Origin of the sequence: Alteromonas sp. McT4-15, from assembly GCF_020515205.1 — a bacterium.
In the GTDB taxonomy this organism is placed as follows: Bacteria; Pseudomonadota; Gammaproteobacteria; order Enterobacterales; family Alteromonadaceae; genus Alteromonas.
Genome location: NZ_JAJALG010000022.1, coordinates 1 through 15830, shown reverse-complemented (window position 1 = coordinate 15830; position 15830 = coordinate 1). Strand labels below are relative to the sequence as shown.

The 15830-nt window shown below is 45.6% G+C and carries 10 protein-coding genes; 5 read left to right on the top strand and 5 right to left on the bottom strand.

All coding sequences use genetic code 11. From position 1 onward, the window contains the following. Window positions 1-96: 96 nt before the first annotated feature. On the bottom strand, window positions 97-2172 hold the full coding sequence (locus LHL20_RS14530) for a TonB-dependent receptor (protein ID WP_226433843.1): 2076 nt from the start codon (window positions 2170-2172) through the stop codon (window positions 97-99). 322 nt (window positions 2173-2494) lie between these two features. Between LHL20_RS14530 and LHL20_RS14525 the strand changes: the two genes are divergently transcribed. Beyond that, the gene (locus LHL20_RS14525) at window positions 2495-3583 is read left to right on the top strand and encodes a Gfo/Idh/MocA family protein (RefSeq protein ID WP_226433806.1); all 1089 of its coding nucleotides are present in this window, start codon (window positions 2495-2497) and stop codon (window positions 3581-3583) included. A 210-nt stretch (window positions 3584-3793) separates the two neighbouring features. Continuing rightward, window positions 3794-4273 (top strand): RDD family protein, encoded by a 480-nt coding sequence (locus tag LHL20_RS14520; RefSeq protein WP_226433842.1) that lies wholly within the window; start codon window positions 3794-3796, stop codon window positions 4271-4273. Between the two features lie 17 nt (window positions 4274-4290). On the opposite strand, the gene lptG is transcribed toward LHL20_RS14520, so the two are convergent. Further along, window positions 4291-5352, bottom strand: a complete 1062-nt coding sequence (gene lptG, locus LHL20_RS14515; RefSeq protein WP_226433805.1) for an LPS export ABC transporter permease LptG — start codon at window positions 5350-5352, stop codon at window positions 4291-4293. Then, window positions 5353-6465 carry an LPS export ABC transporter permease LptF gene (gene lptF / locus LHL20_RS14510; RefSeq protein WP_226433804.1) on the bottom strand — a complete coding sequence of 371 codons (1113 nt, stop codon included), beginning with the start codon at window positions 6463-6465 and terminating at the stop codon, window positions 5353-5355. Window positions 6466-6728: 263 nt separating this feature from the next. On the opposite strand from lptF, the gene pepA reads away from it, so the two are divergent. The 3 genes from pepA to LHL20_RS14495 are packed head-to-tail and all read left to right on the top strand — an operon-like array spanning window position 6729 to window position 11473. Then, window positions 6729-8234 (top strand): leucyl aminopeptidase, encoded by a 1506-nt coding sequence (gene pepA, locus LHL20_RS14505; RefSeq protein WP_202266101.1) that lies wholly within the window; start codon window positions 6729-6731, stop codon window positions 8232-8234. A gap of 6 nt (window positions 8235-8240) precedes the next feature. Then, window positions 8241-8663: a DNA polymerase III subunit chi gene (locus tag LHL20_RS14500; RefSeq protein ID WP_202262374.1), complete on the top strand. Its 423-nt coding sequence runs from the start codon at window positions 8241-8243 to the stop codon at window positions 8661-8663. A gap of 35 nt (window positions 8664-8698) precedes the next feature. Continuing rightward, window positions 8699-11473, top strand: a complete 2775-nt coding sequence (locus LHL20_RS14495) for a valine--tRNA ligase (RefSeq protein ID WP_226433803.1) — start codon at window positions 8699-8701, stop codon at window positions 11471-11473. 91 nt (window positions 11474-11564) lie between these two features. Here the strand turns inward: LHL20_RS14495 and LHL20_RS14490 are convergent, their stop codons facing one another. Both LHL20_RS14490 and LHL20_RS14485 read right to left on the bottom strand, forming a co-directional pair. After that, a complete protein-coding gene (locus tag LHL20_RS14490; RefSeq protein ID WP_226433802.1) occupies window positions 11565-14249 on the bottom strand; it encodes a hybrid sensor histidine kinase/response regulator in 2685 nt (894 codons plus the stop codon). A 45-nt stretch (window positions 14250-14294) separates the two neighbouring features. Continuing rightward, window positions 14295-15578 (bottom strand): ABC transporter substrate-binding protein, encoded by a 1284-nt coding sequence (locus LHL20_RS14485; RefSeq protein WP_226433801.1) that lies wholly within the window; start codon window positions 15576-15578, stop codon window positions 14295-14297. Window positions 15579-15830: the final 252 nt, after the last annotated feature.

Here is a 15830-nt window from a genome sequence, read left to right as displayed (position 1 = left end):
TGGCGGCTACTTCTTAAACTAGCATGTTTTATATACAACTACCTGAATGATTACCTAATCAATAGACAGACTTCTAAACAACATAGCGCTTATGTATTAATACTTTATTGAAAAGGTAAGGCGAACATTTCTCGGCTCTACAGGGTGATAATGCAAATCCTCAATCCCTTCGTCTGGCTCTCCGGGCAGCCTAGATGCGTAAAAATAATCAATATCGTGATCGCCACTGTCTAGGGCATTGAGTACTTCTAGCGTTACGTCCCATGTTGGCTGGCGATAGGCAATTTGAGCATTAATTAAAAATGTTGATGGCGGTGATATTTCATCGAAACTTTCTACGGTGCGAGAGCTTAAGTAACGGCCTCGTAGGGTATAACTGAACCCTAGTTGATTACTTTTTTGGAAGTAGGTCAGCCCCGCACTCACCACACCTGGTACGGTACCATCAATGTGATGACCTTCGCCTTCGACGCTGTCGCTAAATCGTGCCTTTGTCCACGCTGCTTCAATATCTGCAGTTAGGTGATGGCTCATCCAGTAGTAGGCACTCACTTCAATGCCGTGTCTCTCTGAGGGGCGACTGGCTTCAGTAAAGCCTGCATCACCAACATATACCAGCTCGCTATCAAGTACTAAGCGCCACAGGGCAGCAGATAGGTTATAGGTTTTATTATCGGTATAGTTAACGCCCGCTTCGTAGCCAAGGCTCTTTACTAATAAGGGAGCTGCTTCGGTAGCGTCACCACTTATTGGATCTATGCTAATTGTTGCTCCTCGTGCATCGTTAGAATGAAAGCCCTGCCCAATGTTGGCAAATGCGGTGAGTTGGTCTGATACACTGTACTTCAAGCCCGCTTTAAGGGTAAATATACCGTCACTTTCGCTTCCTGAATTAGTACCAAGATTGCTAGTAACGTCCACATCTAAGTAATCGTATCGAGCACCTAATGACAGGCTTAGTGCGTCACTCAATACAATGTTTGATTGAGCAAAAAGTGCATAGCTGTTGCTTTTAATCTCGTCTTCTCGAATAGTGCCAAAGCGGGTTAAGTTTTGGGTGCGATACAAACCCACGTTTTCAATATCGTCGAAACGCCACTGGCCACCTAGCGTAATACTGCTTCCATCCGTAAGCGCCAATGGAAGGGTAGTGAATATTTCACCACCGTAAATTTTTCGGTCGTCGGCCTGTTCGAATTGATCGCCAGTCGTAGGGTTATCAAGGAAGTAAGTAAAATTAGAAAAAAGGCTAAGCGTTGTATCTATGGCATAAAGTGAGGCATTCCATGTATCACTGGTATAGTTTGCGGAGAGACTATAGCGAGACGAATCGCCGCCAACTTGGGTGTCGATAGAGCCAAGACGGTCAATTAAGCCGCTTTCAATAGCGCGTTCAGGTACTTGGTCAGCACCGTTCCAACTATTATCGTAGGCCATACCTGTAATGGCGAGTTGGCCGTCTAGCAAGGGCGTAATATAACGAATATGGGCGTTTTTCTTTTTTACATCTTCGTCAACGTCAGTCCACGGACCGTCATAGGTTTGATATTCCAAAGCTGTAATAACGCGGCTTTCTCCAGACTCAAAGTGATTTAATGCGACGGCTCGCTTGAACCCAAATTCTCCTACGCCTAAGAACAACTGGTTTTGCTCAAGTGAGTTCCTTAAGTTGAAGAACGCCCCGCCAGCGCTCGAAAAGTCGCCGATGTTGGCATAATAGGTGCCTTTAAAGTAGCTTAGGTTGTCGATAAATTCGGGGATAATAAAGTTAAGGTCACTGTAGCCTTGGCCATGTCCGTGGCTTCGCATATTCACTGGCATGCCATCTACACGTACAGTGAAATCGGTGCCATGGTCGAGGTTAAAACCACGCAGGAAGTACTGGTTGGCTTTCCCCGAACCGCTGTGTTGGGTCACCATCATGCCTGGAATAAATTCAAGTATTTCACCGGCGCGCAACATTGGGCGCTCAATTAAGGTGTCACCAGACACCCACCCTTGCGAAGCTGAGATAAACTCACCATCTTTTACAGACGAGTCACCACGTACTCGAATATGCTCAATATCACCTTCGGGGTCGTCTAATGCCATTGCAGTACACATGTCGAGCGAAAATGAGCTAGCGATAAGTATTGTTACCAGAGTTTTTGCTGTCACCGTATTTACGTCCATTATCCATTTGTAATAGCAATAACGATTAACAATGGTTAATGGATGCACGAATATGGGAACATTTTTCTGTAAGCTTACGTGCTTATTGCACTATTAAATGACGCTAAGTAAGGCTTATGTTATCCATGTCTTAGCTTTAAATGAGATGTCTTTATCGCGCACTTATTTATGTATAGCACTTCGAAGAAACTCTGAATTAATGAACGCAGTATTTGTAGCGAAAAATATAAAGGTGAGTTTGAAGAAATAGCAGAGTGATCTTTCCATACAGAGCGGACACTATTAAAACTATACGTGGATCTTTTTCTTATGGAGAGTACCTGTGCCTAGCATCACTCGCCGTCATTTTCTTCAATTAACTGGCTCAGGTTTGCTCATTGCGCACAGCCCTTATTTACTAGCTCAGCCCCCTAAAAAGAAATTAGGCGTCGCTTTGCTTGGGCTGGGCAATTACAGCACGAATTTATTAGCACCAGCGCTAAAGCACACCAAGTATTGTGAGCTGCGAGGCATCATTACAGGAAGCGAAGGAAAAATTCCTCAGTGGCAAAGAAAGCATGGTATCAAGGATAACAACGTATACCTGTACCGCACCATGGCCGAGGTTGCGAACAATGATGACATCGACATTATCTATGTAGTTACCCCCACTGGAACACACAAAGATTTTGCGGTGCAAGCTGCAAATACCGGAAAGCACGTGTGGTGTGAAAAGCCTATGGCAATGGATAGCAAGGAGTGCCAAGCTATCATCGATGCCTGTAAAAGCAATAATGTTACCTTGTCTATTGGTTATCGCATGCAGCACGAACCGAATACACGCACTTTTCGTCAGTATCTGAAGACAAAGCCCTATGGAAATATAACGGGGGTATCGAGTTTCGCGGGCTATGCCGGGCAGGGGAGAGCAAAAGACAACTGGCGTATGAAAAAGCATATGGGAGGCGGTGCACTTTATGACATGGGGGTTTATGCGATAAACAGTGCGCGTTTTTTGACTGGCCGCGAGCCAGTGGCGGTTACCGGCAATCACCCTCCAAAACGCTTTCCTGAGAAATTTACCGAAGTTGATGAAACTACCTTGTTTACCATGGATTTTGGGGGCGGGCTGGTGGCTGACTGTGGTACGAGTGTTGTGAAAGGATTCAACCACTTTAAAGCAGACTGCGAAGACGGTTGGTATCAACTTAAGCCCATGCAGAGCTATAACGGTGTAACGGGCACGACGTCAGACGAGAAAATACTCCCCCCTATAGACGGTATGCAGCAAACGCTTCAAATGGATAACGATGCCTTAGCCATACTAACCGGGCGACAGCCAATGGTAACTGGTAGAGAAGGGCTGTCTGATATCAAAATTGTAAATGCGATATTTGAGGCTGCGAAAACCGGTAGAACAGTAACTCTGTAAGCTTTTGCTGACGTATCGCTCATATTCATACTGACTAAATGCTTAATCACCTGATTCACTTATGATTGCTTGTAGATTAACGCTAATGTGGCAAACTACGCGCCAATGAAGTTTTAAAACGGGTTATTCATGGCCAGAGACAGAAAAAAGAAAGCAGCACGTGCTGTTCAAGCCAATGACAACGAAGTTCAAACGCAAAATACTGAGCAAATGGAGCGAGCAGGTTTTTTGCGTCGCCTGTTGGCAATGATTTACGATACGCTAGTGGCAACTGCCGTGGGTATGTGCGCTGCCATGGTGATGATCGTAACGCTGGTGGTCATGCTGAAAAATGGTGTGCTTGACTTACAAGGTTATGCTGAGCCTGCTGATCTTATTCAGGCGTCATTTGGCTATAAACTGCTTATTCAAACGTGGGTAGGCGTGTGGATAGTTGGTTTTTTCTTGTGGTTCTGGCGCCGAGGCGGTCAAACCCTAGGCATGCGTGCATGGCGTTTGCGCATTTATAGCACGGTTGAAGAGCCAATGACGTGGCCGCGCTTGTTCATACGCTTAATAGCATCGTTGGGCGGTTTGGGTACATTGCTTGTTTTATTCGATTTTAAAAACAAACAATCACTGCAAGACCGCCTTGCGAAGACCGAGGTGTTAAAGCTCACCAAAGAAGCCAACGACCACAAAAGTTGGTAAATAGCGTAAGGCGCGAATTAGCGCCTTAACATTATTCCTGCGATAGCAGCAAAAAGTAAGCTAGGGAGTAAGGCTCCCAAGAAAGGCGGAAGTTGATACACCAAGCTTACCGGCCCAAATACTTCGTTTAGAATAAAGAAGCCAAAGCCTGTTAGCACGCCCATGATCACGCGTGCGCCCATAGTAACACTGCGCAATGGGCCAAAGATAAATGACAACGCCATTAACAGCATAACGCCAACCGATATGGGCTGAAAGATCTTTCGCCAAAGCGCTAATTCGTAACGAGCAGGGTCTTGCTGGTTATTCTCAAGGTAGTTTACGTAATCTAATAAGCCAGTTATCGACAATGCCTCTGGCTTAACTGCAACTATACCCAACTTATCTGGAGTGAGTGTGGAGTTCCAACGCATACTATCGCTGGTCTCAAGCGTTACTTGAGTATCGCTAAATTGCGTTACCTCGACATCGCTTAGCCACCAACCATCGCCATCGAACTCACTGTTTTTGGCATAGGTAATACTTTGCAGAGATAAATCATCATTAAAATTAAAGATACTAATATCTTTTAACGAGTCTTGGCTAAGCACCTGACCAATACTCACAAATCGCTCGCCATCCTTAGCCCACACTAATTTGTCAGATGAAAATAAGCTACCGCCAGAAATGGCTTCGGTACGAATTTGTTTGGCTTTGGTTTCACTGTAGGGAGTAACCCATTCGCCCACAGCCATTACCAGTAAAATCATGACCAATGTCGACTTCATGGCAGAATTAATGATATTCCAGCGGCTGAGTCCCGCTGCTTGCATCACCACTAGCTCGCTATTGCTCGCCAGCACGCCCATACCAATCAGGCCGCCAAGCAAGGTTGCCATCGGGAAAAACTGTTCTAAGTCGCGTGGTAAACTCAGTAAAACATAGAGAAAAGCAACCATCATGTCATAGTCACCTTCGCCGATTTTTCTTAGCTGCTCAACAAACTTAATGAGTGCACTTAAACCGATAAGGACACTTAGTGTGACCGTTATTGTGCCTAATAGTGTGCGCGCAATATAGAGATCGAGGATTTTAAACATTTACTTTTTCCCCAATATCCACGCACGAAATTGTGTGCCGGTTTTTCTATCTCGAGCAATCAAGGTAATACCAATTATTAGCATGATTGTGTGCACCCACCAAAGCCCCAATTGAGGTGGCATTTTGCCATCTTCGAGTACGCGTCTACTTGCAAGTAATAACAAGAAATACCCTAAGTACAACAGTATTGCGGGGAACATTTTACCAAAGCGTCCCTGACGAGGATCTACCGCACTCAGCGGTACCGCGATTAGGACCAAAAATGGAATAGATAATGGAATGGCAATACGCCATTGAAGCTCAGCACGTGCCTCAATACTGTCATCTTCCCATAGTTCTGATGTGGGTAATACGCTCACTTTTTTACGGGTTTCATCAGCGGGTTTATCTGCAATCTGAATTTGGTATTCATCAAACTCAACTTTGCGATAAGCCTTTTCAGATTGATTGCCTTCATACTGCACACCTTGTTTAAGTACAAGGTTTCGCGTGCCGTCTGGGTTGTTGGCTACTTCGCCCGTTTGTGCATACACTACCCGCACTTCGCCATCATTACCTTCGGTCTGATTTTGCGACAAGAATACGCGAAGTAACTGGTCTTCATTGTCACTATTGCTATCAACGTCGTGAACAAAAATAACGGCCTTTTCATTGCCAGTTTGCTGGAATCGTCCAGGCATAAGTGCAGAAATACCTGCCTCACTGCGGGCTTTCTCGCGTAGTTGGTATTCATTTTCCGCCGCCAGTGGTGCGAAATATAGCGTAATGGCCCCTGTGACTACCATTATCAGCACAGATAAAAACAACATAACCCGCGTGACGTACCATTCGCTGATACCACAGGCACGCATGACGGTCATTTCACTGTCTACATACAATCGGCCATGGGCCAACATAATGCCCAAGTACGCACTGATGGGTAACACGAGTGATGAGAGTATTGGGGCATATAAACCTAAAAAGCCTAAAACAAGGCCTGCAGGGATATCACCATCAGAAGCGTCGCCTAAAACGCGCACAAACCTCAAGGTGACAAAAATTGCCATTAAGATGAAGAAAATCGCTAACTGAGATTTCAGCGTTTCCTTAAGTAAATAGCGGAATATCAGCATCTCAGTCCTTCCGGAAAATTAGGAATTTTAGTGAAAGAATGCACAATTTTGTTTAAACTTACCGTTTTTACAAGTTTTGCCTGCAATCATAAACCGTTTGCATGGTGTTTTGACGCAAAAATAGCCTATATTTCATAGGGCGTTTTGCGTGATTTGCAGCGTAATCAATAGTTATGCTGTGTATTAAAACATAAAGCAGCGCGAAACGTTACGTGATTTTAGTCATCGTGCAAACCATAAACGACGAAAAGCGAGGTGATATCGTGGAGTTTAGTGTAAAAAGTGGCAGTCCAGAAAAACAACGCAGTGCATGTATTGTTGTGGGTGTCTTTGAGCCGCGCCGCCTAACGGCAGTGGCTGAACAGCTAGACGAAATCAGTGAAGGTTACATCAGCAACTTGCTACGCCGCGGCGATTTAGAAGGCAAGGCAGGTCAAATGTTGCTTTTACACAATGTGCCAAATGTACTGAGCGAGCGAGTCCTTCTTGTCGGTTGTGGTAAAGAGCGTGAACTAGACGAGCGCCAGTACAAAAACATCATTGCCAAAACGATCCAAACGCTGAACGAAACGGGTTCAATGGAAGCAGTGTGCTTCTTAACTGAATTACACGTTAAAGGTCGCGATACGTATTGGAAAGTGCGCCAAGCAGTAGAAGCGACTGAAGATACGCTGTATACCTTCATGCAGCTTAAAACTAAAAAAGGCGAGCCTCGTCGTCCCCTGCGCAAAATTGTATTTAATGTACCTACTCGCCGTGAGCTAACGGTAGGAGAGCGTGCCGTTGAGCATGGTCTTGCAGTATCTCGCGGCGCCAAAGTAACCAAAGATGTGGCTAACATGCCGCCAAATATCTGTAATCCAGAATATCTGTGGCAACAAGCACAAGAATTAGCAAGCCAATACGATAGCGTTACTGCTGAAGTGGTTGATGAAACCCAAATGGCTGAGCTTGGCATGCAGGCCTATCTGGCGGTTGGTCGTGGCTCTGAGAATGAAAGCATGATGAGTATTATGCACCATCGTGGTGGCCCTGCTGACCAAGCGCCTATCGTGCTTGTTGGTAAAGGCTTAACCTTCGACTCAGGCGGTATTTCAATTAAGCCTGGCGAAGCGATGGATGAAATGAAATACGACATGGGTGGTGCAGCAGGGGTACTAGGTACCATGCATACCATTGCGGCGCTGAATTTGCCGATTAACGTTATTGGTGTACTTGCTGGCTGTGAAAACATGCCAGACGGCAAATCGTATCGTCCGGGCGATATTTTAACGACAATGTCGGGCCAAACGGTTGAAGTGTTAAACACGGATGCCGAAGGCCGTTTAGTGCTTTGTGATGCGCTAACTTACGTTGAGCGTTTTGAGCCAGAGTTGGTAATCGATGTAGCTACCCTTACGGGGGCGGCCATTATCGCGCTTGGTCACCATGCAACAGCGGTAATGAGCACACACAACCCTCTAGCACACGAGCTACTTAATGCATCTGAGCAAAGTTCAGATCGTGCGTGGCGTTTACCGCTATGGGACGACTATCAAGAGCAGCTTGAAAGTCCGTTTGCCGATATGACAAACCTAGGCGGTCGTCCTGCTGGTTCAATTACCGCTGGCTGTTTCTTGTCGCGCTTCACCAAGAAGTACAACTGGGCGCACCTTGATATTGCAGGTACAGCATGGCGCAGTGGCAAGAACAAAGGCGCAACGGGCCGTCCAGTGCCTATGCTGTCTCAGTTCTTAATGAACCGCGCTGACATCAAGTTAGAGGACTAATTATTCATGCCACAGGTTATTTTTTATCAACTTACCAGTAGCGACAACGGTGTGGCAGGCCGCGCCAGTGAAGTGATTGCATCGGCATACGCTAATAAACAAAAAATTAGCGTATTGTGCGACACTCAGGCGCAGGCTGAGCAGGTTGATGAATTGTTGTGGCAGCTACCGTCAGACCGTTTTGTTCCCCATAACCTTCACGGTGAAGGTCCACAAACGGGTACGCCGGTAGAAATTTGTTGGCAACCGCAACAGGTAGCCAGACGACAAATGGTGGTAAACGTGGGCTCTGGCATGGTGCCTTCGCCCAACCAACATCGCCAAATTATTGATTTTGTACCCGTGGATGAAAACGCTAAGCAAGCGGCGCGGGTAAGATATAAAAACTATCAGCAAGCTGGTTGCAACATGCAGTTTAAGTCTGCATAGGTCATTCGCATTCAGCTTCAATTTGAGAGTAAGTAATGGATAAAACCTTTGAACCGCAGTCCATCGAGCAGCAATGCTATAAGTCATGGGAAGATGCGGGTTTATTTAAAGCTTCAGGCAGTGGCGACCCATATTGTATTTTGCTTCCGCCACCTAACGTAACGGGTAGCCTTCATATGGGCCATGGTTTCCAACAAACTATTATGGATGCCCTTACTCGTTATCACCGCATGAAAGGTGACAACACGCTTTGGCAAGTGGGTACAGACCACGCGGGTATAGCAACACAAATGGTCGTTGAGCGTCAGCTTAACGCACAGGGTAAGACTCGCCACGATTTAGGTCGCGAAGACTTCGTTAAAAAAGTGTGGGAATGGAAAGAGCACAGCGGCGGTACTATTACCGGCCAAATGCGTCGTTTGGGTACGTCACCTGACTGGTCGCGCGAAGTGTTCACCATGGACGAAGACCTGTCTAAAGCTGTGACAGAAGTATTCGTGAAATTGCACGAAGAAGGCCTTATTTATCGTGGTAAGCGTTTGGTAAACTGGGACCCGGTGCTTCACACTGCGGTATCAGATCTAGAAGTACTGAACGAAGAAGAAGACGGCCACATGTGGCACATGCGCTATCCGCTTGCGGATGGCAGCGGTGAGTTAGTTGTAGCGACTACCCGCCCTGAGACTATGCTAGGTGATACAGCGGTTGCAGTACACCCAGATGACGAGCGTTATCAAGACTTTATCGGCAAAGAAATTAAGCTGCCTATTACTGGTCGTTTAATTCCAGTGATTGCCGATGACTATGTCGACCAAGAATTTGGTACAGGCTGCGTTAAAATTACGCCAGCTCACGACTTCAACGACTACGACATGGGTAAGCGTCACAACCTACCTATGATCAATATTCTTACTGACGATGCAAAAATTAACGATGATGCGCCAGAAGCATACCGTGGTTTAGATCGCTTCGACGCGCGTAAGCAAATTGTTGCAGACCTAGAAGCACAAGGTTCACTGGTTAAGATTGAACCTCATAAGCTAAAAGTACCGCGCGGCGACAGAACCGGTGCAGTCATCGAGCCATACCTAACTGACCAATGGTATGTTGCCGTTGAGTCTCTTGCAAAGCCTGCTATTGAAGCAGTAGAAAGTGGCGAAATTCGATTTGTGCCAGAGAACTGGAACAAAACGTATTACCAGTGGATGCACAATATTCAAGATTGGTGTATTTCACGTCAGCTGTGGTGGGGACACCGTATCCCTGCGTGGTACGACGAAAACGGTAACGTTTTTGTTGGCCGTACCGAAGAGGAAGTGCGTGAAAAGCATGGACTTGGTAGTGACGTTTCCCTTTCACAAGATGACGACGTTCTTGATACTTGGTTCTCAAGTGCGCTTTGGCCATTCGCAACCATGGGCTGGCCAGAAGAAACACCAGATCTGGAAACGTTTGTCCCGTCTTCAGTATTGGTAACGGGTTTTGACATCATCTTCTTCTGGGTTGCCAGAATGATCATGATGACCAAGAAATTTACTGGCAAAATCCCGTTTAAAGATATTTATATTACCGGCCTTATCCGCGATGAGAACGGCGACAAAATGTCAAAATCGAAGGGCAACGTTCTAGACCCAATTGATTTGATCGACGGGATTGATATTGAGTCGTTAGTGACTAAACGCACCGCGGGTATGATGCAGCCGCAGCTTGCTGAAAAAATTGCTAAGCGTACTCGCAAGCAATTTCCAGATGGCATTCAAGCCTACGGTACAGACGCGTTGCGCTTTACCTTTGCAGCGATGGCGTCAACCAGCCGCGATATCAACTTTGATATGGCCCGTGTTGAAGGCTACCGTAACTTCTGTAACAAAATTTGGAATGCATCGCGTTTTGTATTAATGAACACAGAAGAGCACGATACAGGTCGTGACGGCGGCGAGATGGTGCTTAGTATGGCCGATCGCTGGATCTGGGCAAAGTTCCAACAAACACTGGTTGAGTTTGAAAAGGCCCTTGAAGATTACCGCTTCGATATTGCAGCGCAAACGGTTTATGAGTTTACATGGAACCAATTCTGTGACTGGTATCTAGAGCTGACTAAACCAGTGCTTAACAATGACGCTAGCACCGAAGCTGAAAAGCGCGGTACGCGTCATACGCTAATTAACGTGCTTGAAAGCCTGCTTCGATTATTGCACCCGCTTATGCCATTTATCACCGACACTATTTGGCAGCGTGTTGTGCCGTTAAGTGCGCTCAAGGTAGAAGAGGGCGCAAGCATTATGGTTCAGGCATTCCCTGAAGTTGATGCTGCGAAGCAAGACGATAAAGTGCTTGCCGACATTGAGTGGGTGAAGAAGTTTATCGTGGGTATTCGTAATATCCGTGGTGAAATGGATATCTCTCCAAACAAACCACTTAATGCGTTACTTAAGAACGTAAGTGATGAGGATGCGCGTCGACTTGATGCCGCTAAAGCGTTCCTTGATAAGCTTTCTAAACTTGAAACCGTAACGGTATTGAAAGACGGTGAAGAAGCGCCAGCCAGTGCAACAGCGCTTGTGGGTGAGATGGAAATTCTCATCCCAATGGCGGGGCTTATCGACAAAGACGCAGAGCTTGCTCGTATTACCAAGGCCATGGAGAAAATCGAGAAAGACGTATCTCGTACTCGTGGTAAATTGGGTAACGAAAAGTTCGTTAGCAACGCACCAGAAGCCGTTATTGAAAAAGAGCGTGCTAAGTTAGAGGAGGGTGAAAAAGCCCTAGCTAAGCTTAAAGAGCAGTTCGAGACAATTCAGGCGCTGTAACGTTTGGCAACTGTGCTATTTGAAAAAAAGGGCTGTCTTATAGACAGCCCTTTCTTTATGTCATTGCCCTGATTTTAATACAATCCACACGTTACGCTCGGTGTTGGCCACTTTGTTTCGTCAAGTAACGCGTTAAAAGTGCTACCAGAGACTTTTGTTTTATAGGTTTGGTCAGGTAGTCGTCCATACCTGCTTCTATTGCGCTCTGTTTATCTTCTTTCATTGCATTAGCTGACAGGCCAATGATAGGGATATGTTTGTACCCTTTTTCTCTTAATGAGATGGTGGCTTCGTAACCGTCCATCACGGGCATTTGAACATCCATCAGAATAAGGTCGTACTCCGGGGAGTTTTCGACTTTTTGGACCGCCTGTTTACCGTCTTCAGCAATATCAAACGTAAGCCCCAGGTTAGTTAGCATTTCTCCTGTGACCAATTGGTTGATGTTGTTGTCTTCGACAAGTAAAACATGGCCTTCAAGACTAACTGCTTGGTTGTCATCCTCAAAATCCATCGCAGCTTCATCGTCATTGTTAATCATTTGGTTAACGAAACGCTCGAACTGTGCCGGTGTGAATGGGTGCATAATAAACGGCCCTTTCCACAATGAGGCGTATTTTGACTGCAACGCACTGCCAGCACTTTCCATGATCAACCCAATGGATTTCCCTTGTTCTAGTAGCTGATTTAACCACGCAATATTGAGCCTGAATGCACTAAACTCTGGAATGTCGACGAGTATGTGAGAGGGTAATGATTCAGCCTGCTTAGCCTCTTCAACTGACATTATCGCGCTGCTATTTACATTAATTTGTTTGCAATAACTGCGGGGCAAAAGCTTTTCTTTGGTGATATAAACGCAATCGCTCGGTAACTCGGGCACGCGTTCTAATACACCACTTTGATTCTTAAATGCTTTAAGTGGTAATGAAACCTCGAACATGCTGCCTTTGCCCAGTACAGAAGTGGCGTGCAGCTGGCCGTGCATAAGTTCAGTGAGTTGACTTACAATAGCTAAACCTAAACCCGTACCCCCGTACTTCCTGTTGGTAGAGCCGTCGGCTTGTGTAAAAGGGTTAAAAATTCTGGCAAGCTGCGATTTACTCATTCCAATACCAGAATCAGTAATACGCATTGTCAGTGACAAGACGTTACCGCTCGCATTTAATTCACCGTCAAACTCAATATCAATTCTTCCTTGCTCGGTAAACTTAACAGCGTTATTACCAATGTTCATAATGATTTGTGCAATACGTAACGGGTCGCCTATCACTTGGGGTGGAATTTTAGGGTTAACAGTAAAATGAACGGACAAGTTCTTTTCTTTCGCTCGAAGTGCGATTACAGCAATAAGATTGTCAAACAAAGAATGAAGGGAAAAGCTAACTTCTTCTATTTTTAGTTTGCCCGCTTCTATCTTCGAAAAGTCGAGAATGTCGTTGATAACACTCAATAATATTTGTCCTGAGTAGGCAGCTTTATCAAGGTAGCCTTTAACTGTTGGGCTTAAATCCTGTTGTTGCGCTAGTTCTATCAAGCCTATGATCCCATTCATCGGCGTGCGAATTTCATGGCTCATATTGGCAAGAAAGATACTTTTAGAGGCCGTAGCTTGTTCAGCCTTAATTTTTGAGTCAGTTAGCGCTTTATTAAGATTCTCAAGCTGGGCATTCATATTTTGTGTGTCTGCCAGCAGTTTTTCCGTTTGGCGATTTTTATCACTGAACACCAACGCTGCCCTAGCCAGTTTCCCAATTTCATCTTTACGTGTGCTGCCGGGAATATGAGAGATTTGTATGCCGCGCGAAAGTTTGTTGAATACTTCGGTTATGGAACGAATGGGGCCCAAAATGCGAAGCGTAGAGAAGAGGGCTGCAATTAATGCCAATAAAATGGCAAAAAGCGAGAATAGCTCACCATTTTGTTGCGTGCTCTTGGCAAGCGCGTATGTACGTTTGGTTATGATTTCTGAGTCAGACGTTACTTTGTTTGCTAACTCTCCACTTAAATACAAGAATTCGTTGGCAGACCCTGCCATTACTACATTAACTAAAAATAAATTACCTTGGGTTATTTGAGTGAGCTTAAAAAAGTCGGCCTTTGCTTTTTCCGTCAGTCTAACAATACGACCTTGAACTGCTTCGTCGTTAGACAATGGTAAAGATTGGAAATCATTAATGGCTTCGTTAAAAAGCTTGGTATAGCTAATGTCAGGCTTAGACAAATATTTAAGCATGGCGTTTTCCGCACGCAAAAGTAGCGACAGCGCACTGTCAATCGACGCTTCGTTTAATGCACCTTTATTTAATGCATCTTGAAGTGCTCGCTCTAGCGTTGTGATATCAGACAATGTGCCATAGGCGACTAAATTATCGCGCTCTGAGCGCGCATCAACCACTTGGTTGAAATTCTCTTGATACGCCGTAAGGTGCTCACGCATGCGCGTTAAAATGTAATCGTCAGCGGCTCGAACATCAGGTGAGTCGGCTTTTGCTAACTGGTCGAGTTTGGAGTTGATCGTTACCATCAATCTGCCAAAACGAGTGATGGCTGATTGACTGGCGTTTTCTTTAAAAATGAGCACATTGCGTTGTAAGTCTACGACATCGCGTTCAAGCTCTTTCACTAACCCCACATCTATAACTGCCTTGGCAGCCGCGGACACACCACTATTGAGAATGGCTTGGTTTTCTCTGGCAATGAATCCCTGTGCCAGTATGAGTGCTACAAGAGCGACTAGCACGGCAATCAGTTGTATTCGAATTGATGATAGCATGATGGTAGTAAAGTCCTATCTCATGAACACAAAGACAAGAAGGGTCTATGACGTAATAAACTCATACCACTTTTGCAGGCTATATTCGTAAGTCGGCATAACCGTATTCCATACTGCCACGTTGCTAAACCGTTCTTCGTAGCTACCGCCATTCCTCTGCGCTCCTTTTTCGACACTTATCATGCCATCGGTACCTTTGAGTGGCGCCGTCGCCACTTGTCCCTTGTACCAGTAATTCCACTCGGCCTCAGATAGATATTCTGCGGACCGCTGTGGATTCGAAATGTAATAGCCTTGGCGGGCAATAAATGCACCTGGCCAACCAGACAGCCACCAATTCATGTATTCATAAGCAACATCTTTGCTTCTTCCGTGGGTAGCGGATGACAAACACATAACCCCGTGCCAGCCGCGATAGCCTTCCTTGGGAGCGGCGAATGTCACTGGAATATCTTGGCCGTTTAGCGCAGATACCGCAGGTGAAAACATGCTTTCAATCGCAACTCTGCCGCTTTTCATGAATTGAACCGATTCAGGAACTGAAGTCCAAAAACCGCTAAAGTGATTTAACTGTGTGAGTTCTATTAGTACGCTGAAAAGATTGTCTAGTTCAACTTCGGTCATTGCACCAATATCATCAAATTGAACAAAACCCTTCGCTTGGGCGGCGAGTGCTAAGTCAAAAAGACCAATGGTGGGGTCATTTACGATCGCTACCTTACCAGAATATCGACTATCTAACAGCCACCCCCAGCTTTCGGCTTCACCTTGAAGCTCTAGGGGGAGCAGGCGTCTATCGTAGCCAAAGGAGTCTACATTGTGTACGTAAGGCAAAAAGCTGATGGTATCTGTGTGGCGTTCACCTAGCGTTCCGTTGTCTTGCACATTGATAATTTTGTGTGGTGCGTCGCCCGCTCCCATTCTTGCGTTTGCAGTAAGCTTGCCCGTTTTAGACAGATCATTAATCTCTTCCCAATACGCAATTCGTTTTTTCTCAATCGGCTGTATCGCTTTTGCACGCCATAATACATTAATGCTGTTTGACCACTGCTCGTAGAGATCAAACGATGTTGGGTTCATTGATGCTTTTTGAAGTACAGCCGCACTGCCGCCGGGTTCAAAAACAATATTTATCCCTAAATCTTGCATGGCACGTTGTCGAAGTTCTTCTTGTAACGTGACATGCGTGCCTAATACCCTAAGTGTGGGTTTTGCTTGACCAATGGCAAAGGGAGTAACCCCTGCGGTAATTCCGAGTGCTGCGCCGCCTTTGAGAAGCGTGCGACGGGCAGGGGATTGAGGCGTACTGGGTTTTATCTTATGCGACATTGACGCAATTCCATGACCATTATGCAATACATAATATTCTGGCATCTATTTCAGAGAGTTACCAAAAATAATAGTCGTGGCATGAAATTGCGTCAATCAACAACACCTAGAGCGTGTTGACCTTTGTCGTACGTTTTTACAGCAAAGTGTTTGGCATTTAGACAAGGAAGTGCACACGTCGTGTAGCCATCTACATAAGTGTGCGCAGACGCAGTATAAATGCTAAACAATTGCTGCCTGAAAGGTTCATCC